Here is a 22202-nt window from a genome sequence, read left to right on the forward strand (position 1 = left end):
CCAGGCGGGCAGGTCCCTCACACCCCGCAGGAACGGGGGACGGCCGGTATGGGGCCGCTGGCCCAGCCCAGGCCAGGCCAGGTCAGCAGCCACATCCGGCCGGTCACACCCCCCGACTGGGGCGTTTGGACGCCCCGCCCGCCGGACCCGAGGTCAGAAGCTGCCGCCGCTGGGCCGCCGGTCGTCCGTGCCGCTCGGCCACGCGTCGGCCGCGGCACCCGTGGATGACGACGGCGAGCCCAGCCCGGCGGGGCCACCGGCATCCGGCCGCGGCACGTCACCGCGCCACGCTCCGGTCTCCTGACCGCGGTGCTCGATGAAGGACTTGAACCGCTTCAGGTCCCCCTTCACCCGGCGCTCGTCCGCGCCCACGACGGCACCCGCCTTCTCGGCGAGACCCGCCGGCTCCCAGTCCATCTGGACCGTCACCCGGGTCTGGTCGTCCGCCAGGCGGTGGAATGTGACCGCACCCGAGTGCTGGGGGCCCTCGGTGCTCTTCCAGGCGACCCGCTCGTCCGGGTGCTGCTCGGTGATGGTCGCGTCGAACTCCCGCTCGGCGCCGGCCACCCGGACCTTCCAGTGCGTGTGCGTGTCGTCGAACTGCTGGACCGACTCCACGCCCTCCATGAAGTTCGGGAAGGACTCGAACTGCGTCCACTGGTTATAGGCGGCCCGGATCGGAACAGCTACGTCGATCGACTCCTGCACCGTGCTCGTCATGGCATCTCCCATCGGTTCCGGGGTCGGACCTGACCCGTCATCCCCGATGGCCCGGCACTAAACACACACTGCCGCAACGGGCTTCGAGCGTCCGCCACCATCGTCGAAGCGGATCGTGCCGAGGCGAAGCGCCGGCCGCCCGGCCGGCCACGGAACCGCCGACAGTGTGGCGATCATGGAAATGTCGACGCCCGGCGCCTGCCGCAGATGATCATCAGCTTTGGGGTCCTCGGAGGCCGGACTCTCGCCCGCCAGGACCCACCTCATTCGCGCCGACGGTTCCAACGTTCTTTGTGGACCCGCGGACCAGCCCCCCGGGGCAGCCCCGAAAAGCACGAAGCCCTGAACCCAGGATCGCAGGTTCAGTGCTATGTCGATGTCCTGAGACATCACAAAGCGGAGGGCGTGGGATTCGAACCCACGAAGAGGATCACTCCCCTTAGCGGTTTTCAAGACCGCCGCCATCGGCCACTAGGCGAGCCCTCCTGACCTGCGGTTACTTCGTCAGGCTACGTCCGGCTCGCCGGAGTCTGCCCGCCATGTGCCCGCCGGGTGCGCATCCAGGATCTCACAGCCCGCTCCGGCGCTGTCCGTGACGTCACCCGTGGGCCCTGGATCGGCCGGCGGGCGGTAGCCCGTCAGTGCGTCCGTGGTCCGATCGTCGCCGAACCGTCCCGCTCGTCCACACAGTTCGCGTACACCCCGCAACAGGACGTCGACGCTGCGCCTGGCCCGGCGGGCGACCTCCGTCGCCGGAACGCCGGCATTCAGCCACAGCGACACGGCCGCGTGCTGCAGGTCCGTACTGCCGCCGCGCGAGCGGGGTGTCGCCTGAGTCGGTCTTGCACCGTCGGCCGTACAGGCACTGGCCGAAAGAGATGGTTCAGGCCAGAGCCGCAGCGGTGCCCGAGCCGCCGTCCGAGACAGCGACGGCGCCTGTCTCGGACGGTTGTCTCAGAGGCTTTTGTGGTACCGGACCAGGGGCAGTGCCGTGAAGCCGGCGCTTTCGTAGGTAGCTCGCGCGGGTGCATGGCCCGGGTCGCCTCCGGTGGCGACCACGGCAACGCCGCACCCGGATCTTCGGATGTGATCAACGGCTTGCGTCATCAAGGCATTCCCGATGCCCTTCCGTTGATGACGCGGGTCGACGCCGATTATCTCAATCTCACCACTGCTCGACTCCAGATCAATGATGACAGCGACGAAACCGACGGGGTGTCCGTCGACGTCCGCGACCCAGACTCTGGCCTTACCCCCCAGACAGACCCCGCGCACAAACTCGGCATGAGACATGAGCCAGTCCGGATAAACCTGGAGAAATACGGCACGTCCGAGTACCTGCTCGACCGACGCGAACACCGGGCCCCATGCATCCACCGAGAACGCAACCACCTCGTCCACGTCTGCGGTGATCAGCGGCCGTATCACCAGATCCACAGACTCGGTCTGCCTGGCGCGGTGGTTCAGTCAATCGATTTTCCTTGTCCTATAACGTCACGCAAGCCGAACCTTCGATGGTTGACGGCGAAACGGCGCCCAGGCCCGACCCCCGGCCGGCTGCGCGCACCATCGATGATCGCTCAGTCCGTGGGTCGACCAGGTCGCGGGTCCAGCGCTGACGGCCGGGCTGACGGCCCAGTTGACAGCCACAGCAGCGGACGGCCACGGACGCTGGCGGACATCAGCGGATGGTGCGCACCAGGTCAGTTCCCGAGGCCAGGAGGGCCACACGCCGGCGGGGCCGGTGGCGATTGGATTGCCGCTGTGCGGCGGAGGGCACGCCGAGATGGTGACCAGAAGCGACGTCCCGCACAACACGAACCGGTCGGACGCCGCGGCGTCCGACGGCGACGGCCGGACTGTCCCGGAGGTCGACGACGCGACCGCGGTTGCCACCGGCAAGCTGAGCGAGGCTCTGGAGTGGGTGGAACGGGCCCGCGGTGCGCTGTACTCGTTCCATCATCTTTCCGGGCGTGCCGACATCATTCTGGGCGAGGCACTCGACGCACTGCGTGAGGCCGGCCACGAGCGTGTTGCCGCCGAGGTCCGGAAGGAGCTGCACGGGCGCAATGTCCTGGACGGCAGGTGGACCTTCCAGATCGTCGAGGAATACGACGCGCTGTACTACCGGCCCTTCGTGACGGCGGAGGAGCGGGTGCGCGGTCAGCTCGTCGGCGGGCACCGGCATGTTCACGAGGCTCGGATGAAGGCGGACGAGCGCACCGGGGCCGGCCGTGACTGCTGGGGGTCCGGCGCCTGACCCCCTGTGGGTCCCGGGCCGCCGGAGGACCACAGGCCGTCCACGTCATCGCCGGCGGGCCGTTCGAGTGCGAGCGCGGCGGCCGTCATCATCGGCTCGATGCCCCGCAGGATGTCGATGTAGGCCGCGCGGGCGGCGAGCGCGATGCCGGCGATCGTCTCCGGCCTCGGGCCGGTCCCGGGGCCCGTGCTCCCGGACCTCGCGGCCCCGGGCCCCGTGTCGGTGCCACCCGCGTCAGTGCTTCGCAGCAGGGCCAGACCCGCCGGGCCGCCCCTGCCCGGGGTCAGGTCGGGGGCCGGTGGTCGGCCGGCGGTGCCGAGGGCGTCCGCGAAACGGCGGTACCAGAAGCACAGGCCTTCGATGTCCTGGGAGAGGGCGGCGCGGGCTGCCGGGAAGGCAGCACCGAACGCGGTGCTCCTGTCGATCTCCGGCAGGTCGGCGGGCCAGGGGACGTCCCCCTGTCGCAGCAGCTGGGCCGTGCGGCGAATGCGCTGGGCGCCGGCGACGATCATCATCAGGGCGTCGATGTCGAACCGCTCCGGCGGGTCCTCGACGAGGAAGTGCCGCACGGCGTCGTCGAGGAGACGCCCGGCGCGGACGGCGCTGCGGGCGACGCGGGCCGCCTCGTCCGGCGTCCGGCCGGGTTGCCGCTGTTCGTGGGGCAGGTTGGAGGCGGCGAGCACGAGGGAATGCACGGCGCTCAGGTACGCGGCCTGGGCCCGGGTCCGCAGGACGGCGACCGCGCCACGGGGCCACAGCAGCGCACCGGCCGCAACGCTGACGGCGAACCCGATGATCACATCCTCGATCCGGACGATCCCGATCCGCCATCCCTCCGGCTCCACGATGTTGAACAGCAGGATCACCGTGACCGTGAAGCCGGCCTGCCCGAGCGCGAAGGCGCCCAGCCGACGCGCGTAGCTCCCGAGGAAGACAGCAGGCGGGAGCAACGCCCACAGGCCTGCGGTCGTGTCGCCGGCGACGATGACGACAAGGCCGCCCGCCGCAATGCCGATCACGGTGCCCGCCAGCGCCCGCAGGGCGGCCGAGGTGGTCGCCATCGCGTTGGTGCGCAGCACGGACAGGGTCCCCAGGACCACCCAGAACGCGTGGTCGACACCGATCACCTGGGCGATGACCACCGCGAGCGCGATCCCCAGGGCCTTTCGCACACTGTTGCGGAACCACACCGAACGGGTGCTGGCGTAGCCGACGGCGAGATCGGTCGCCACGCTTCCTCGCTCCCGGGCCCAGCTCCGCAGCCGGGCCAGCTCCGTCGCGGGCAGGCTGCCAGGCACCCGGCCTGGACGGCGGCTGGGAGCGGTGGCCTTCAGAACGTTCAGGGCCAGGTCACGGGTGCCCCGAGCCAGCCGGCGAAGGCGGAACGCCTCCGCGGCTGCGAGCGCCGGGGGGCTGTGCCCACGCACGCCGGCCGCAGCGGACGCCCCCGGCTCGCCGGGATGGTCGGCGCAGGGAGCCCGCGCCGGGGACGCGGGGACGTCCTGGCTCCTGAGGTATCGCAGGAGTGCCACGCGCATGGCCCGTTCGGACCGTTCCAGCCGGGCCATCCCGAGGCGGTCGTCGGTCTGGCGGGCGTCACCGGGCCGGGGCCCGTCCCGGGATCTGTGCCGGAGTCCGTGCCGGTGGTACCGCGAGGGCTCGATCCTGGTCGCGACCGCGCGCAGCGTCGCCGCGACCGCGTCGTGGACCTCGGCGGCCTCGGCGGGAAAGCAGGTCCGAGCGGTCCGGTCCCGCTCGGGCCAGGGCAACGCGAACGGGAGCAGCCAGTTGAGGTCGATGAAGACGTAGCCGAGTGCCGCGGCCCGTCCGCCTAGCCCGGTCGGGCGGTGGGCCGTCGCGGCGAACTCCCGCCGCAGCCGCAGCAGTTCCGTCCAGACCCGCGCCGTCTCGTCAGCGTCGGTGTCCGCGCCGGCGTGCTCCCGGCTGGCGGCAGGCTCCCGGCTGGCGGCAGGCTCCCGGCTGGCGGCGGGCGGCCAGGTCACACCGTCGGCGAGGGCCCGGGAGGCGGCGGCGATGTTGGCACGCAGCCGGTCGGGTGGGCGGCGCGGCCACAGCACCAGCACGGCGACGATCGACCCTGCGGCGCCGAGCCCCCACCCGGCCAGGCGTTCCGGGATCGCCGTGAGCGGGCCGGGCGTCATCACTGACAGCACGAACGCGAGCAGAGCGGAGCGGCCCGCAACCGCGACATAGGGGTTGAGAACACCGGCGAACATGACGACGAAGGAAACAACCGCCGAGGCAACGGCCGCCAGCACCAGTGCCTGCGAGCAGAGTGTGCCCAGCACGATCAGCAGCGCACCGCTCGCCGTGAGCATCAGGTAGGCGCGCAACCGTTCCCGCCCGGTGCCTTCGAAGTCGACGAACTCGAGCAGCGCGATGACACCGAACCAGGCGAAAAGGCACATCCGCACGTTGCCGACGAGCCCGATGGCACCCACCAGGACGACGGGCGCCACGATCGCGACCCGGGCCGCCGAAGTGAGGCAGAAGTGCCCGGGGTCACGGGAACCGAGCCGCCGCAACCACCGCCACTGTCGCCGTCGCATCGAGGTAGGCGCTACCCGGCTGGGAGCTCACGATGCGCGCCCCGCCGGTTCGCTCGCCCCGGACGAATGGTCCGGCCCCACCRGGGCGAGCGTTCGGGCGCGTGGATCAGACCTGGGTGCGGCGGCCGCCGCTCAGGCGTCCCGGCGCTTCGCGGCGACGAGACCGGCCGCCAGCAGAACCAGGCAGACCACCGCGAAGTAGACCAACGATCCCCAGGGGCCGAAGGGCAGCCCTTCGATGACGGGCGGGCCGTCGCTGACCTCCGACTGGCCCGCGACGATGAAGTTGTTACCGACGATGAAGGGCAGCCAGTCCTGGATGTGATCCCCGATCCGGGGGATGACGGGCAGCAGGCTCTCGGCGAGGAACAGGTACACCAGCATGATCACGACTGCGCCGGCCGTGTGCCTGATCAGCAGGGCCAGGCCGATCGCGAAGACCGCGGCGAGCAGGTAGATCAGCCCGACACCGAAGACGTTGCGGTACTCCTGGCTGGTGTCCAGCGCGAGCGGAGCGTCCGGCTGGATCACCTTCGCGAGAGCCCAGGACGCGATCGCGGTGATCTCCCCGACGATGCCGGCGAGCCCGGCGACGACCACGGTCTTCGCCAGCAGCGCGGGGGTGCGGCCGGGGACGGCGAGGAACGTCGACCGGATAGTCCCGAACCGGTACTCGGTGGTGACGGCCAGCGCCGCCATCACCATCATCACGACCAGCCCGAAGTTGTAGGCGAACTGGGTGGTCGCCGGCGTGAGGCTGTCCAGGTCGTCCGATGTGGTCGCCGCACTGAAGATGGCGGTGAGGCCGACGGTCAGCGCCACCGCGATGATCATGCACCACCACGGCGAGCGGGTGGAGAAGAGCTTGATCCGCTCGACAGTCAGCAGCGTCATGGCTTACCCGCCCTCCGGGCCTCGGCCCCGGGCTGCGGGGCAGGTGGGGCGGGTGCCCCGGCCGGGCCTCCGGAAGCCCCAGGGGTGACTGGACCCGGCGGCACCGGGCCGGTGCCGGAACCGGGCGGTGGCACGGCACCCGGCGGCGGGAAGGCCGCCGATGGCCCGCCCGGACCACCCGGACCGCCTGGCACGCCGGGCGCAGGACCGGCCGCGGTGTGGCCGCCGGCCTGGTACTCGACGTCCCCACCGGTCATCTGGATGAAAGCCTGTTCCAGGGAGCCGCGGGACTCGGTGAGCTCGTGCAGCACCAGGCCGACCGTGCCCGCCAGCTCGCCGACCTGCTCCGTGGAGGTGCCCCGGACGATCAGCGCCGCCGGGGAGTCCTCGGTGGCCGGAGCCTCCTGAACTGCCAGGCCCTGCCCGGTCAGCACGCCGTAGAGACGGGCCAGCTCAGGCCCGCGCACTCGCACCGAGGAGTCGGAGGCCGACTCGATGAAGCTCTTGGTGCTGGTCTGGGCGATGAGCCGACCGCGGCCGATGACGATGAGTTCCTGCGCCGTCAGCGCCATCTCGGAAAGCAGATGACTGGAAACGAACACCGTGCGGCCCTCGTGCGCCAGCCGATGCATGAACTGGCGGATCCAGAGAATGCCCTCCGGGTCGAGACCGTTCACGGGCTCGTCAAAGAGAAGGACTCCGGGGTCGCCCAGCAGCGCGACCGCGATGCCCAGGCGCTGGGCCATACCGAGCGAATAGCCCCCGGCCCGGCGTCCGGCGACGCCGGTGAGGCCGACGATCTCCAGCACCTCGTCGACCCGCTTCGCCGGAATGCGGTTGGACGCCGCCATCCAGCGCAGGTGCGACCGCGCCGAGCGATTTGGGTGCACCCATTTCGCCTCCAGCAGCGCGCCCACCTCACGCAGCGGCTCCTTGAGATCCGCGTAGCGGCGGCCGCCGATGCGGACGTCGCCGGCCGAGGGGTGGTCGAGCCCGAGAATCATCCGCATTGTCGTCGACTTCCCGGCGCCGTTGGGGCCGAGAAAACCGGTCACCTTGCCGGGCTGAACACTGAATGTCAGGGCGTTGACCGCTGTGGTCCGCCCGTAGCGCTTCGTCAGCCCGCGTGCCTCGATCATCACGCTCCTCTCATGATCCGAGTCGGGCTCCGGCGGCCCCGTCTGCCCGCCGCCGCTGACCAGATGGTTGCATCGCCAGCCGACACTTCCGGAGCATGGGGGTCACCGAAAGACATGTGGCCTGTCGGGAGCCCGACAGGCCACATGTTTCCGGTCGCCGCCTGAACAAATCCCGTCCAGTACACACGGGACGGAACTCGTTGGCCATCGGGCTGTCCCCCGAGGCCAGGGTACGGTCAGCCGGAATATCGCTCGGACGCGCCGAGGCGCCCACTGGCATGATCTGGCCGGCGGCCGGGCACGGGGCCCGGGCCCGCAGGCGGCTGAGCTCGGTTCGGAGAGGAGCGGGGCCCGGCGCAGGCGCCGAGCCGCACCGCCTCAGCCAGCTGCCCCGGAAGGCGCCCCCGCCACGGCGGCCGGCCTCAGGTCGAGGCCCGTGGCCAGCGCGCGCCACTGCTCGCGCGGCAGGTCCCTGCCCCCGGTGAGGAGCTGCACGGCCACGTGGTTGGCGCCGGCGGCGCGGTGCTCGTCGAGCCGTGCCCGGACGGTGTCCATGTCGCCCCACGCGACCAGCGCGTCGACCAGGCGATCGCTGCCGCCCGCCGCGAGGTCAGCGTCGGTGAAGCCGAGCCGGCGCAGGTTGTTCGTGTAGTGCGGCAGGTCGAGGTACGGCGAGAGAGCGGCCCGGGCGATCCCACGGGCACGGTCGGAGTCCGCCTCGAGGACGACCTTCTGCTCGGGAGCGAGAAAGGCGCCCGGCCCGAGGATCTCCCGGGCGCGCCCGGTGTGCTCCGGAGTGACGAGGTAGGGGTGCGCACCGGCGGAACGCCGTGCGGCCAGCCCGAGCATGCGCGGCCCGAGGGCGGCCAGCACCCGGGCGGACTGCGGGATACCGACCGCGTCGAGCGCATCCAGGTAGGAGACGACGGCGTTCAGCGGATTGCGGTAGCGCCGACCGGTCATGGCCTCGACCGTGCGCGCGTGCCCCGCGCCGATGCCGAGCAGCAGGCGCCCGGGGTGCGCCTTCTCGAGCATGCCGTAGGTGTCTGCCAACAGGTCGACCGGCTCGGTCCAGATGTTGAGGATCCCGGTGCCGACGCACAGGTGCTCGGTGGCTTCCAGCACCGCTGCCGGCAGCTCGAGGTCTGCCGTGGCGCCGCCCAGCCAGACCATGCCGTAGCCCAGCTCCGCGAGCTCCTGAGCGGTGTCGCGGCGCTCAGCCGTGCCGTGTGGCCACTGCCCGGCGGACATCCAGAGCCCGGTCCTGGCGACATTCATGGTCACTCGTGATCCCTTCTCGCTGGTCACATCGTCGTCATCGACGCCGCGATCCGATCGGGTCGTCCTTACCCGATGCCGCGCTCCTCCTCACGTCTCGGTGTGGTCCTGCTGGATGTGCCATCGGCGTCGAGCGATGGACATCGGGGACATCTGTTCCGTTGATGTGACGAGTCGGCTGGCACCCGGATCGCCGCCGCCGGAGTTCGGGGGACCGGAACGGGTGCCTCCGGAAACCGGCGGGGGGTCGCCCGGGAGCCGGTGTAGCGCCACAGCAGCGGCTCGGRTGAGATGGGCCCTGTGACGACCATAGCCAGCAGAGGGGACAATCGTCACCGTCAGCACGGACCGAGTGACCCCCGCGCGACGGTCGACCGGCCGGTGCCGGGTGGCAGCCACCCAGGTAGCGGCGTTGGCGCGGCCCGCCCGGGTGCCGTTCCGCACGTACCCCGACGACCGGCCCGAACGGGCCGGTCAGGCATCTCACCGATCACCGCGAGGCCCCTGGACATCCCGCGCCTGTAACGGAGCCCGTCGCGTGCCAGAGCGTGCAGGGGTGCGCCAGGGCCCCTCGGGCGCTCCGCTCCCGCCGGCTGTCAACAGGGCGTCCACAGACGGCCGGTGAGCGGCACGTGGCCTGATCGTCGGGCGCATGCCTTTCCACCAGGCGTTTCGCGGTACGACGAGCCTGCGGTCACCCGCGGAACCGGTGTGGACGTCCACAGCTCTCCACACGCTTTCCACAAGTTATCCACAGGCTGTGGTGAACTCGGATGGCGGGGCCGGCAAATTCGGCGATACGGGACGTCCGCGCGCCACCGGAGGGGCCCGGCGGTGCGCGGAAGGGGTACTCGGCCCCCCCCCCCGGCGGATGCGGGGGGCCACGTCCTCAGGCGGGGATCTGCAGGTCGGGAACGGCGATGGTCTGCGACGCGGCGGCCTCCGGGCGAAGGTCGTCGAGGTCCAGCGGATGCGCGGGCGGCCCGGCCACGACCACCCGGGAGGTCACCGTGAGGTCCGGGCCCACATGGAGCAGTTCGCCACTGGCCATGAGACGCCAGCGCGGGTCCTCGTCCATGCGCTCGCTCTCCACCACCACCGCCGGCCGGGTCGTCAGGTCGAGCGAGCGGACCCGGATCTCGCTGAACGGGCTGGCGTGGTCGAGGTGGCGCTGGTTGCGCCCGCCCGGTGCCCGCTGGAGCACGTGTAGCCCGTTCGTGTCCGGGTATCGCAACGCCCACAGGTCGTGTCGGGTCGCCAGCACCATGTTGATCGAGTAGAGCGGGAGGTGTTCGGCGATCCAGTTCGCGGCGGCGGCGATGCCCTCGCCGACGTCACCGTCCCGGGCTGCGATCTCCCTCGTGATCAGGGCGAAGTACCGCTCCGAGTCGGTGTCGCCCGCCACGCCCGCGCGGGCCTGACCGAGTTCGGCGTCCAGTTTGTCCAGGCCCTCGATCACGCCGTTGTGCGCGAAGATCCGCCCGTCCTGCAGGAACGGATGGGTGTTGCGGTCGTCCACCCGCCCCGTCGAGGCGTGCCGGACATGCGCGACGAACGTCGAGGAGACCACCTGCTGGCCTTCACGCGCGAACGCGGTGTCGGCGCGGGAGTGAATCGCCTGCCGAGCCACCCGCGGAGTGCCGTCCGCCTCGAAAGCGCCGAAGCCGGCACCGTCCGGCGGACGACGGGTCTGCGCCCGCGGGTTGTCCGGCGCGTCGAGCAGCCAGAAGGTCGCCTCGATCCGCTCGGGGCCGCTGCTCATGGCGAACAGATGGCACATACAAGACCTCCCCGCGCCCCGGTGCGTACCGCGAGCGCTGATCAACCGGCCACATGGCCACAGCCACCAGAATCCGCTGGCGCACAGGAACCTACGGGCCGGGAAGCCCGCCCGCCCGAAATCCGGCACGCCGCCCGGAACCTGCCCAGGATCGCGCCTGTCACGCCGGGACCGAGCACCCTGCCGACCACCAGCGGGCCACCCCGTACCCGCACCCCGGCCCCCGGGTTCCGCCCGACCGGCAGCCGATCGGACCCGTGCCGAGTCCACGGGCGGGTCAGCCACCCCGCCACAGGGCCCTCAGCCAGCCAGTATCCGCCTGCTCCGCCCGCGCCCCCGGACGCGCGCAGGACGCGGGCCGGACGCGGGCCGGACGCGCCGGGTTTGCGCCGTGCCGGCGGAGAACCCTTGCGGACAGAATCCGTCCGCCAACCCGGGCACACTGATGGGCATGCTGGAGACCTCCGCCCGGCTGCTCCGGTTACTCTCGCTGCTGCAGACCCAGCGCGACTGGTCGGGCCCCGACCTCGCCGAGCGCCTCGGCGTCACCCCCCGCACCGTCCGGCGAGACGTCGAGAAGCTGCGCGGCCTGGGCTATCCGGTGCATGCCGCCTCCGGCGTCGCCGGCGGGTACCGCCTCGGCGCGGGTGCACGGCTCCCTCCCCTGCTCCTCGACGATGACGAGGCGGTCGCCGTGGCTGTGAGCCTGCGCACGGCCACAGCCGGCTCGGTCGAAGGCATCGCGGAGTCGTCCGTCCGTGCTCTGAGCAAGTTGGAGCAGGTGCTGCCGGCCAGACTGCGGCACCGGGTACAGGCCCTGCACTCCGTCACCGTGCCTCTGCACGGCACCAACCCCTCGGCGGTCGACCCGGAGGTGCTGATGGCCGTCGCCACCGCCTGCCGCGAGCACCAGGTTCTGCGGTTCGACTACCGTGACCACGACGGCGCGCGGACGTCCCGCCGCACCGAGCCGCACACCCTCGTCCACACCGGCTGGCGCTGGTATCTCGTCGCCTGGGACCTCACCCGCGACGACTGGCGCAACTTCCGGCTCGACCGGATCTCACCGAAGACCCCGACAGGCCCGGCCTTCCCGCCGCGGGAGCCACCGACGGACGACATCAGGGCCTACGCCTCGTGGTCCGTGTCGACCGCGGGCTACCGCTTCCAGGCGCAGGTGCGCTTCCACGCGGCCGCCGAGGTGATCGCCCGCTCCACCACACCCTCCGCCATGACCGTCGAACCGGTGGACGACGAGACCTGCCTGGTCCGGACCGGCTCCAACTCGCTGGACTCGCTGGCCCTCTACCTGTCCCTCCTCGGCGTGGACTTCGAGGTGCTCGAGCCGCCGGAACTGGTCGAACACGTCCGGGTACTGGCCGGCCGGCTGGACCGGGCCAGCCGGCCGCGGGCCCTTCCCGACCAGCCAATATGATGGAAAACGGACATCGGCGATCCGTACGCCGGTCATCCCGTACAGCCATGATCGGTTCCCACCGTGACGATCGTGACGATCGTGGCGGCGCGCAGGCGGCGCCCGGAGGGCACGATGAGCAGCACGCTACCCACGACGGCCGGTCCGGACCGGCGACCACCGCTCCCTGACCCGCTGTCGTCCGGCTGGCCCGCGGGGTCCGCGCCGGGCCACGGCACCCCCGCAGCCGGAGCCGTCACCACCGCACCCTGGGACGCGATCTTCACTCCGCTCGCCACCACCGACCCATACGAGATCAGCGGCTACCCGATCCAGGCACGCATCGGTGAGGGCGGCATGGGCGCCGTCTACCTCTCGCGCACTCCCGGTGGACGTCCGCTGGCGGTCAAGGTCGTGCGCCCGGAGTTCGCCACCGACCCCGACTTCCGCGCGCGTTTCGCCAAGGAGGTCGCGATCGCGCAGCGGGTTCAGGGCCCGTACACGGTGCCGGTCATCGACGCGGACGCCGCTGCCGCGCGCCCGTGGATCGCGACCGCCTACGTACCCGCCCCATCCCTCGCGATCGCCGTGGCCCGCACCGGTGCGCTGCCTGCACCGAGCGTCCTGCTGCTCATCGCCGGCATCGCCGAAGCGCTCGAGTCCATCCACCGTGCCGGTGTCGTCCACCGCGATCTGAAGCCCGGGAACGTCATCCTCGCCCCGGACGGCCCACGCGTCATCGACTTCGGGGTCGCCCGCGCCATCGACGCCGCCACCGCCGCGATGACCCAGACCGGGGCCCGCCTGGGCACCCCGRCCTTCATGGCGCCCGAGCAGGTCCAGGGCCGGCAGCTGGACCAGCCGGGCGATGTGTTCGCGCTCGGCGCCACCGCCTACTTCGCCCTCACCGGACGTCCCCCGTTCGGAGTGGACGCGGCGGTGTTCCACCGCATCGAGCACCAGCAGCCCGACTGGGACGGCTGCCCGGACGATCTGCGCGACATCCTGGCGCGGTGCATGGCGAAGGACCCAGACGCGCGCCCGACCCCCGCCGAGCTGATCACACTCTGCGGCTCCACCAGCCCCGTCGGACGTCTCACCGCCGGCACCGGCCAGCACCCCGACAGCGGCTGGCTGCCACCCACCGTCGCCGCGGAGATCACTCGCTACCGGCTCGCACCGGTACCAGCCTCCCATCCCCCGAACGGGGGACCGCCGGAACCGCCGACCTATGTTCCTGGCGCGGCGTCCGTGGGCCCGGCGGGGCCGACAGACGCCCCGCGCGGCGGCCCACACGGCCCACCCGGCTCACCCCCCGGGTCGTACCGCGGCCACGGCGGCACCCGCCGGCCATCGTTCCTCGGCGCCGTGGGCGCGGTCGCCTTCATCGTGGTGTGCGCACTCGCCGCGATCCTGCTCACCCGCTCCGGCGCTCCGTCCCCGTCAGCCCCCATGGAAGCCTCGGCCGGCGCACCCGGCCCGGCCCCGGCGACGGCGTTGCCAGGGCCCGTGGACCCGAATGGCGGCGGAACCGGCGCCGGCGCGGCTGCACCCGGACCCGCGTTCCCCGGCACCGCCCCGGGTCAGGTCGCCCTACCGCTGCCAGGCCCGGGGTCCGTCAACGCGCCAGGCAGTGGAGCCGGCACGGCGCAGAACCAGCCCGGCGCAGCACCGCCCGCCACCCCCGCACCAGCCTCGCGGACGCCCTCCCCCGCCCCGCGTACCAGCGCCGCGGCGCCGAACCCGGCCGCGACGCCAAGCGCCGCGGCGACCAGCTGCCCGGCCAGCCCGAGCCACACCTACAACGGCGACGGCTACGGCGTCCTCGTCGAGGACACCGCGCTGCGCACCGGGCCGTACGCCGCCTGCGGTACCGTCTCGAAGCTCGCCAAGGGGCTGAAGGTCTGGCTGCACTGCAGTGTGGTCAACAAGCACGACAACGTGTGGTGGTGGGCCCGGCTGGACGGCACGTCCACCGCCGGCTGGATCTACAGTGGCAGCCTCAGGCTGAGCTACGTCGATGACAGCGGCGACGGCCGGATCCGCACCTACAGCTGCAACGGCAGGTACGTCGACCACTGACCCGGACCCGTGGCATGAGACGGCGCATCTCGGGCAGGTGAGCGGACGAGATCGCCAGCCGGTAAGGAGCAGCGCCCATGATCCAGCCGCCCGCCTTCCACAACGCGATCAGTGCCATCAGCTACCCGATGGCCATCGTGACAACCGCTGTGGACGGCGAGCGCAGCGGCTGCCTCATCGGCTTCCATACCCAGTGCAGCATCAATCCGCCGCGCTACCTGGTGTGCATCTCGCACAGCAACCACACCTTCGGCCTGGCCCGGCGGGCCACCCACCTGGCCCTGCACCTGCTGGATGCCTCCGACCGGGCCCTCGCGGAACTGTTCGGCGAGAGAACCGGCGACGACTTCGACAAGTTCGCCCACTGCGCCTGGTCACCGGGACCGTTCGGAATGCCGATCCTCGCGGCCCCACCCGCCTGGTTCGCCGGCCCCGTCGTGACAATGACGGACGTCGGCGACCATTCCGCGTTCGTCATCAGCCCCACCGGCAGCGAGTACGACGGACATCTCAACCAGCTGAGCTTCCAGGAAATCCGCGACATGGTCCCAGGACATCCAGCCTGAACCATTGCCAGCCACCCGCCCGACGCCCAGGCCCGCCCCCGCCACAGCGAGACACATCGGACACCGAAGCCCGACCAGCACCCACCCCACGGGGACCACACCCCAAAAAACCCATAAACCCCGCGCCCCGAACGCCGCGGGGGGCTCGGCCCCCCGGCCAACATGGCGAAACGACCTTGGTCAGACCCCGTCTGACACACTTCACCCCGAGTTGAGCGGGCGACGGGAATCGAACCCGCGTTGCAAGCTTGGGAAGCTCGTGTTCTGCCTCTGAACTACGCCCGCGTGGTGCAACCGCATCCTACTGGACGTCGACGTCGGGGGGCTGCCCGGCACCCCAGAATTTTCGTCAGGACTGGCCGTGCGGGCACCTGACCTGGTCACGCGCCCGGGTGCGGGTCGGTGGCGCGTTGGGTGGCGGCGTGGGTGGCTTCGGCCCGGGTGGTCTCGGCATGGCTGGTGTTCGCGTGCGACAGGTGGGGCAGGTCGGGACGGCCGATCGAGATGCCGTTCGCCTGGTGCAGGAAGCGCAGGGGCTCGCGGCCGGCGGGCTGACGGGGCCGTTCCCGCGCGGGGAGCGGGGGGATGTCCAGTTTGCACGGCTCGTCGGGCCCGATCCGGACCTGTTCGCCGTGGTGCAGGATGGAGATCGCGTCACCTTCGACCACGGTGTAGGTGGCGGAGGAGTCCAGGACCTCGACGTGCAGCCGGCGGGAGCGGACCCGCAGCCGGAACGCGAGACGGGTGAGGCCTTCGGGGAGCCGGGGGGTGAACGAGAGCAGCCGGCCGTTGTCCCGCAGCCCGCCGAAGCCTTCGACGAGTGCGATCCAGCTGCCGGCGAGGGAGGCGACGTGGAGGCCGTCGCCCGTGTTGTGCTCGATGTCCTTCAGGTCCATGAAGGCGGCTTCCCGCAGGTAGTCGTGTGCGAGCGCCATGTGCCCGCATTCGGCGGCCATCACGGCCTGGCAGCAGGCCGACAGCGAGGAGTCCCGGACGGTGAGTCCTTCGTAGTAGGCGAAGTTGCGGGCCTTCTGCTCGGCGGTGAAGGCGTCGCCGCGACGCTGCATCGCGAGTACCAGGTCAGCCTGTTTGACGACCTGCTTGCGGTACAGGTCGAAATAGGGATAGTTCAGCAGCAGGGGGTACTGCTCCGGCCTGGTGTTCTCGAAATCCCACACCTGGTGCTCGGTGAAGCCCTCTGACTGCGGATGGACGCCGAGGCGTTCGTCGTAGGGAATGAACATGTCATCGGCGGCGTCCCGCCAGTTCGCGGCGGTCTCCGCGTCGACTCCGAAGGCCCGCGCGCGGTCGGGGTGGCGTCGCACGGCGTCGGCCGCCCCGATGAGGTTCCGCTGGGCCATCAGGTTCGTGTAGACGTTGTTGTCGGCGAGCGCGGAGTACTCGTCGGGCCCGGTGACCCCATCGATGCGAAAGCGCCCGGAGAGGTCGTGATGGCCGATGGAGCGCCAAAGTCTCGCCGTCTCGATCAGGATCTCCAGCCCGAACTCGAGCTCGAACTGCTCGTCCTCGGTGGCCCACAGATATCTGATGACGGCGTCGGCGATATCTGCGTTGACGTGGTAGGCGGCGGTTCCCGCAGGCCAGTATCCGGAGCATTCCTCGCCGTGGATGGTCCGCCAGGGGAAGGCGGCGCCGTCCAGGTTGAGCAGCTGTGCGCGTTCGCGGGCGAGGGGAAGAATGGAGTGCCGCCAGCGCAGCGCGTCGGCGGCGGCCGCGGGGGCGGTGTAGGTGAGGACCGGCAGGACGTAGCTCTCGGTATCCCAGAAGGCGTGGCCGTCGTAGCCCGGGCCGGTGAGGCCCTTCGCCGGGATGGCCCTGCGTTCGGCCCGCGCGCCGGCCTGCAGAACATGGAAGAGCGCGAAGCGGGCGGCCTGCTGCACCTCGGCATCGCCGTCGACCTCGACGTCCGCGCCGCGCCAGAACTCCGCCAGGTAGTCCCGCTGTTCGGCGACGAGCCCTTCCCAGCCGGTCTGGCGGGCGGCGACCAGAGCGGCGACGGCCTGGTCGCGCAGCGCGGGCAGCGAACGCTGCTCGGACCAGCCATAGGCGAGAAACTTGACCATGCGCAGTTTCTCGCCGGGTGCCAGGACGGCGGTGGCGGTGACCTGCCCGGCGTCGGGCTCGCTTTCCGAGCTGATGCCGAGCGAGCGTGGGCCGTCGAAGATGTGGTCCATCGCGGCGGCTACCCGGATATCGCTGTGCCGCGTGCGGTGGACCAGTTCGACCATGGCGTCGCGGGCCCGGTGCCGTTCGGAGACGAGCGGCGATTCGAGCACGGCGGCGGCGCGCGGATCACCCCGGCGGGCGGGGAGCTGCTCGTTGGCGACGAGCTCGGACTGCATCACGACCCGGGCGGAGGCGTCGACCGGTTCGATCTCGTACAGGATCGCCGCGGCGGAGCGCTGGGAGAAGGACACCAGCCGCTGGCTGTGAATTCTGATCCGCTGGCCGGCCGGAGAGACCCAGTCGACATCCCGGCACACCACCCCGGCCCGGAAGTCGACGGTTCTGGTGTGCGCGAGCAGGTCCCCGTAGCGGACGTCGAACGGCTCGTCGTCCACCAACAGCCGAATGATCTTTCCGTTCGTCACGTTGATCACGGTCTGCCCGGACTCGGGATAGCCGTAACCCGCCTCCGCGTACGGAAGCGGGCGCAGTTCGTGGACGGAGTTGAGGTAGGTACCGGGAAGCCCGTGCGGGTCGCCTTCGTCCAGGTTCCCGCGCAGACCCACATGCCCGTTCGAGAGCGCGAACAGGGATTCGGAGCGGGACAGGGCGTCGATGTCGAGACCGTGTTCGGTCAGTGACCAGGCCTCGATGGGGTAGMCCGGCCTGCCGATCACACGGCCCTCCCGGCCGTCACCGTTCCGGAGGGCCCCGACGGGCTGGAGAGCTGCCCGCCGAGCAGCTCCGCGAGATCCGTGACCACGATGTCGGCCCCGTTGTGCCGCAGGGCCTCCGCGTGGCCGATCCGGTCGACGCCGACCACACAGCCGAAGCCGCCGGCCCGGCCTGCCTGCACGCCCGCCACAGCATCCTCGAAGACCGCGGCGGCGGAGGCCGGGACGTCCAGCGCCGCCGCCCCGGCCAGGAAGGTGTCAGGGGCGGGCTTGCCCGCGAGGCCCTGCTCCAGGGCGGTCTGGCCGTCGACGCGGACCGGCAGGAAGTGCTCGATCCCGGCAGCCCGCAGCACCTGGGCGCAGTTCGCGCTGGACGACACCACCGCCCGCGGAACGCCGGCGCGGTCCAGTTCCTCCAGGTACCGCACCGACCCGGCGAACACCTCGACGCCGTCCTCGTCGATCTTCCTCTGGAGCAGGATGTTCTTCCTGGTCGCGAGCGCGTTGACAGTCATCGCGGACGGCGGGTCGCCCGGCGCGCCGACCGGGATGTGGATCCCGCGCGAGTCCAGGAACGTGCGGACGCCGTCGGCCCGCGGCCGACCGTCGACCTGCTCGGGATAGTCGGTGTCGATGTCGAACGGGACGAACGGGTCACCGGAGCGGCTGGCCCAGTTCTCCAGGAAGTCGTCGAACATCTCCTTCCAGGCGGCGGCGTGCACGGCCGCGGTGCGCGTCAGGACACCGTCGAGATCGAACAGGCATGCCCTGATGTGATCCGGTAGCCCCAGCATCAGTCCCCATCCTGGATCGTCCTGCGCCGCCGAGGCCGTCACGCCACCGAGGCGTTCACGCCACCRCCGAGAAGAGCGTTCCGGGGTGGCGACCTCGCGCGGGTTTCGAGCCTCTCCTACCCAAAGGACCGGCGCTCGCACACACAGGAGTCCGATGGCGGCCCGGCTACCGCACGTTTCGCCTGGGTGGTCAGGCTCTGCGGTAGCGTCCGTGGCGTGCTGTTGTCAGACCGGGATATCCGAGCCGAGATCACGACGGGCCGCGTCCGGCTGGATCCCTACGACGAGCGTCTGATCCAGCCGTCCAGCGTCGACCTGCGGCTGGACCGCGCGTTCCGGGTCTTCCAGAACCACCGCTACAGCCACATCGACCCCGCCATCGAGCAGGAGGACCTCACCGAGCTCGTGGCACCCGACGGGGACGAGCCGTTCGTCCTGCACCCCGGCGAGTTCGTGCTCGGGTCGACGTTGGAGGTCATCACCCTGCCCGACGATCTCGCCGGGCGCCTCGAAGGGAAGTCGAGCCTGGGCCGGCTCGGCCTCCTGACCCACTCGACGGCGGGCTTCATCGACCCGGGCTTCTCCGGGCACGTCACGCTGGAGCTGTCCAACGTGGCGACACTACCGATCAAGCTCTGGCCCGGAATGAAGATCGGCCAGCTGTGCCTGTTCCGGCTGTCGACGCCGGCCGAGCATCCTTACGGCTCGGCGATCTACGGTTCTCGCTACCAGGGTCAGCGCGGGCCCACACCGTCCCGGGCCTACCGCGACTTCACCCGGACGACGGTTCCCGAGCTCTCCGACACGGCCCGCGCCACCTGACCCAGCCGGCGGAAACCGGCAGCTGGCAGGCCCGGCCACCGGACAGGCGCCAGCGCCGGCATCAGCGCCAGCACCGGGCGGGCACCGCCGGCCGGCCCGGCACTCCACACGCGGACGGGGCACGGCCAGCGGCCGTGCCCCGTCCGTTCCGTCCAGTCCGGTCCGGAGTTCAGACCCTCCGGTCCCGGTTCACACTCCGTCCGCCGGGGACCCGGCGATCGCCGGCGTCCCCTCCGCCGCGGGCGGCGCGACCAGCGACCGGGCGAGCAGCTGCGAGACGTCGAGCACCTCGACGCTCTCCTTGGCCTCGCCCGCGAGCTTCTTCTCGGTGACGGCGTCGGAGAGCATCACGATGCAGAACGGGCAGGCCGTCGAGACCACATCGGGGTCGAGGCCGAGGGCCTCCTCCATGCGGTCGACGTTGACCCGCTTGCCGATCTTCTCCTCCATCCACATCCGCGCGCCGCCGGCGCCGCAGCAGAAGCCGCGGTCCTTGCAGCGGTGCATCTCCTGCCCGCGGATGCCCGGGATGGCCTCGAGGATCTCCCGCGGCGGGGTGTAGACCTTGTTGTGCCGACCGAGGAAGCACGGGTCGTGGTAGGTCACCGAGGAGTCGATCGGGGTGATCGGGACGAGCTTGCGCTCCTCCACCAGCTTGCCGAGCAGCTGCGTGTGGTGGACGACCTCATAGGTGCCGCCGAGTGCCGAGTACTCCCGCGCGAGGCTGTTGAAGCAGTGCGGGCAGGTCGCGACGATCTTCTTGACGCCGGTCTCGTTCAGCAGCTCGATGTTGGCCTTGGCCATCTCCTGGTAGAGGTACTCGTTACCGAGGCGGCGGGCCGGGTCGCCGGTGCAGGACTCCTGGCTGCCGAGAACGGCGAACTCGACGCCGGCGGTGTGCAGCAGCTCGGCGAACGAGCGGGCGACCTTCTTGGCCCGGTCCTCGATGGCGCCGGCGCAGCCGACCCAGTAGAGGTACTCGACCTCGTCCGGGATCTGCTCGCCCTCGTCGAGGATGCGGACCTCGAACGGCAGGCCCTCGGTCCACTCGGTACGCGACCGCGGCGAGACACCCCACGGGTTGCCGTTGTTCTCCAGGTTGCGCAGCATGACGCCGGCCTCGGACGGGAACGCCGACTCGATCATCACCTGGTAGCGGCGCATGTCGACGATGTGGTCGACATGCTCGATGTCCACCGGGCACTGCTCCACGCAGGCCCCGCAGTTGGTGCACGACCACAGGACGTCGGGGTCGATGACCCCGCCCTCCTCCTCCGTCCCGACGAGCGGCCGGTCGGCCTGGGGCTGACCGGGCTCGGGCACCCGGCCGAAGCCGGACTCGGGCACGTGGTGCACCGCGTGCTTGGAGGACGCGTCCTCGGAGACGCCGGTGACCGCCTTCGACGCCTCCTCACCCTCCTCGGCGCCCTTGGCTCCGAGGAGGTAGGGGGCCTTCGCGAAGAGGTGGTCCCGCAGGTCCATGATCAGAAGCTTGGGCGACAGCGGCTTGCCGGTGTTCCAGGCCGGGCACTGGCTCTGGCACCGCCCGCACTCGGTGCAGGTGGCGAAGTCGAGCATGGCCTTCCAGGAGAAGTCCTCGACCTTGCCGACGCCGACGATGGGCTCTTCCTCCTCCATCAGCTTCTCGATGTCCGGAGTCGTGCCCAGCGGGCCCAGGGCGACCGGCTCACGCTTGAGGATCACGTTGAGCGGAGCGAGGCCGATGTGCAGGTGCTTGGAGTAGACCACCAGCACCAGGAAGCCCATGATGATCGCGATGTTCACCAGCAGGAAGATCGTCTCGATGATCTCGTTGGTGTGCTCCGAGAAGACATCGAGCGGGAGGCTGACCAGCCAGGAGGCGAAGGCCCACTTGGTGTCGCCCTGCGGGTGGGTACCGGCGTTGAACTGCGCACCACGCATGATCAACAAGGTCACGATGACCAGCGTGATCATCCCGAGGATGACCCACGCCGGGCCGATGTGGGAGCCGTAGAAGCGGGACTTGCGCTCCAGCCGGGCCGGCGCGTTGCGCAACCGGATGATCGTGAAGGTGAGCAGGCCGGCGAGGACCGCCACGGCGAAGAAGTCCTCAAGGAACCCGATGATCGCCCAGTCCCCGAACAGCGGGATGTGGAAGTCATGGTCGAACAGGGCGCCGTAGGCCTCGACGATCGTGAGCCCGAGGATGGTGAATCCCCAGAAGGTGAAGAAGTGAGCCAGGCCGGGCACCGACCACTTGAGCAGCTTGYGCTGGCCGCCGACCTCGCTGATCTCCGTCCAGATCCTGGTCGGCAGATCGTCGAGACGCCCCTCGGCAGGCTGGCCGGATCTGATCAGTCTGGTCAGCCAGAAGACGCGGCGGCCGGCCACCGCGAGAGCGATCAGCGTGATCGCTCCACCGATCGCGATTCTCACAGGTCCTCCATCAGTCCGTGCTATCCCGTGCTGCGCTTCTCTCGTGCTGTCCGGCGGTTCGGCCAGCCTTCCCGTACTCGCGGGTAACTTACCGGCCCGGGCAGACATACACCAACGGCCACCGCCGTAGAGCGCTCCGCGACCAGCTCACCCTGCACAGCTGTCGCTCACCCTGCACGGCTGGCGCCGGACGCACCCTGAAGAGCAAGCCTTGCCGCGACGGTGTTAGCGGCGACTAGCGGAGTGACCAGAGACACGTCCGGATCACCTGACGCACTCCACCACACCATGCGCGCACCCGCCGCGGCGCTTCCCGACATGCCCCGGAACCGGTGACCGGGCCCGCTCGACGTCGCCACACGCGACCCCTTCGCCTGCCCGGCGCCCGCCTCGACGCCTCCGTCGCCTCCGTCGCCTCCGACCCTGCCACGCCGTGGTCCGAGCGTCGCGAGATCGGGCACCAATTGGGCCGATCTTGCCCCGCGCACTACGGAGCCTGCTACTTTGAGTGGTAGACAACCATCGGAATCACAACTTTCCGCACTGTCTGCACCCGTCCAGCACTGTCYACTCCCGTCCCACCCGTTCCCGTCCGGCCGCACGA

At 70.9% G+C, this 22202-nt stretch carries 15 protein-coding genes, 2 tRNA genes and 1 pseudogene; 5 read left to right on the forward strand and 13 right to left on the reverse strand.

Annotated elements, in window-relative coordinates:
- Window positions 1–153: 153 nt before the first annotated feature.
- The 4 genes and pseudogenes from CC117_RS30495 to CC117_RS30510 all read right to left on the reverse strand — a co-directional run bounded on the left by CC117_RS30495 (window position 154) and on the right by CC117_RS30510 (window position 2157).
- Window positions 154–720, reverse strand: coding sequence for an SRPBCC family protein (locus CC117_RS30495; RefSeq protein WP_241830567.1), 567 nt, complete (start codon window positions 718–720; stop codon window positions 154–156).
- A 397-nt stretch (window positions 721–1117) separates the two neighbouring features.
- Window positions 1118–1206 (reverse strand) — tRNA-Ser (locus CC117_RS30500).
- A gap of 152 nt (window positions 1207–1358) precedes the next feature.
- Window positions 1359–1546: pseudogene (locus tag CC117_RS40755) on the reverse strand (tyrosine-type recombinase/integrase); the annotation flags it as partial.
- A gap of 128 nt (window positions 1547–1674) precedes the next feature.
- Window positions 1675–2157: a GNAT family N-acetyltransferase gene (locus CC117_RS30510; RefSeq protein ID WP_071090749.1), complete on the reverse strand. Its 483-nt coding sequence runs from the start codon at window positions 2155–2157 to the stop codon at window positions 1675–1677.
- A gap of 349 nt (window positions 2158–2506) precedes the next feature.
- Between CC117_RS30510 and CC117_RS30515 the strand changes: the two genes are divergently transcribed.
- A complete protein-coding gene (locus tag CC117_RS30515; protein WP_198542042.1) occupies window positions 2507–2980 on the forward strand; it encodes a hypothetical protein in 474 nt (157 codons plus the stop codon).
- Here CC117_RS30515 and CC117_RS30520 read toward each other — a convergent pair.
- From CC117_RS30520 to CC117_RS30540, 5 genes are all read right to left on the reverse strand, one after another.
- Window positions 2911–5460 carry an FUSC family protein gene (locus CC117_RS30520; RefSeq protein ID WP_241830568.1) on the reverse strand — a complete coding sequence of 850 codons (2550 nt, stop codon included), beginning with the start codon at window positions 5458–5460 and terminating at the stop codon, window positions 2911–2913. The genes CC117_RS30515 and CC117_RS30520 overlap by 70 nt on opposite strands.
- 222 nt (window positions 5461–5682) lie before the next feature.
- Complete coding sequence (locus tag CC117_RS30525) at window positions 5683–6444, reverse strand: ABC transporter permease (RefSeq protein ID WP_071090755.1); 762 nt, start codon at window positions 6442–6444, stop codon at window positions 5683–5685.
- Window positions 6441–7583, reverse strand: coding sequence for an ABC transporter ATP-binding protein (locus tag CC117_RS30530; RefSeq protein ID WP_071090757.1), 1143 nt, complete (start codon window positions 7581–7583; stop codon window positions 6441–6443). Before CC117_RS30530 ends, CC117_RS30525 begins: the two co-directional genes overlap by 4 nt.
- Window positions 7584–7961: 378 nt before the next feature.
- The gene (locus CC117_RS30535; RefSeq protein WP_071090760.1) at window positions 7962–8867 is read right to left on the reverse strand and encodes an LLM class F420-dependent oxidoreductase; all 906 of its coding nucleotides are present in this window, start codon (window positions 8865–8867) and stop codon (window positions 7962–7964) included.
- Window positions 8868–9750: 883 nt separating this feature from the next.
- Window positions 9751–10641, reverse strand: a complete 891-nt coding sequence (locus CC117_RS30540) for a class II glutamine amidotransferase (RefSeq protein WP_071090762.1) — start codon at window positions 10639–10641, stop codon at window positions 9751–9753.
- A 451-nt stretch (window positions 10642–11092) separates the two neighbouring features.
- On the opposite strand from CC117_RS30540, the gene CC117_RS30545 reads away from it, so the two are divergent.
- From CC117_RS30545 to CC117_RS30555, 3 genes are all read left to right on the forward strand, one after another.
- Window positions 11093–12076 (forward strand): helix-turn-helix transcriptional regulator, encoded by a 984-nt coding sequence (locus CC117_RS30545; protein WP_071091195.1) that lies wholly within the window; start codon window positions 11093–11095, stop codon window positions 12074–12076.
- A 114-nt stretch (window positions 12077–12190) separates the two neighbouring features.
- Entirely contained in the window at window positions 12191–14137 is a 1947-nt protein-coding gene (locus tag CC117_RS30550) for a serine/threonine-protein kinase (RefSeq protein WP_071091198.1), read from the forward strand.
- 77 nt (window positions 14138–14214) lie between these two features.
- Entirely contained in the window at window positions 14215–14703 is a 489-nt protein-coding gene (locus CC117_RS30555) for a flavin reductase family protein (protein WP_071090766.1), read from the forward strand.
- A gap of 214 nt (window positions 14704–14917) precedes the next feature.
- Here CC117_RS30555 and CC117_RS30560 read toward each other — a convergent pair.
- From CC117_RS30560 to CC117_RS30570, 3 genes are all read right to left on the reverse strand, one after another.
- Window positions 14918–14988: transfer RNA gene (locus tag CC117_RS30560), tRNA-Gly, on the reverse strand.
- 95 nt (window positions 14989–15083) lie between these two features.
- Window positions 15084–17567 (reverse strand): glycoside hydrolase family 65 protein, encoded by a 2484-nt coding sequence (locus CC117_RS30565; protein WP_071090769.1) that lies wholly within the window; start codon window positions 17565–17567, stop codon window positions 15084–15086.
- The gene (locus CC117_RS30570; protein WP_071090772.1) at window positions 17564–18358 is read right to left on the reverse strand and encodes an HAD family hydrolase; all 795 of its coding nucleotides are present in this window, start codon (window positions 18356–18358) and stop codon (window positions 17564–17566) included. Before CC117_RS30570 ends, CC117_RS30565 begins: the two co-directional genes overlap by 4 nt.
- A gap of 216 nt (window positions 18359–18574) precedes the next feature.
- On the opposite strand from CC117_RS30570, the gene dcd reads away from it, so the two are divergent.
- Window positions 18575–19180: a dCTP deaminase gene (gene dcd / locus CC117_RS30575; protein WP_071090775.1), complete on the forward strand. Its 606-nt coding sequence runs from the start codon at window positions 18575–18577 to the stop codon at window positions 19178–19180.
- 189 nt (window positions 19181–19369) lie between these two features.
- Here the strand turns inward: dcd and CC117_RS30580 are convergent, their stop codons facing one another.
- Window positions 19370–21598 (reverse strand): (Fe-S)-binding protein, encoded by a 2229-nt coding sequence (locus CC117_RS30580; RefSeq protein WP_071090777.1) that lies wholly within the window; start codon window positions 21596–21598, stop codon window positions 19370–19372.
- Window positions 21599–22202 lie beyond the last annotated feature (604 nt).

The sequence above is a fragment of the Parafrankia colletiae genome (assembly GCF_001854655.1).
Classification (GTDB): Bacteria; Actinomycetota; Actinomycetes; order Frankiales; family Frankiaceae; genus Parafrankia; species Parafrankia colletiae.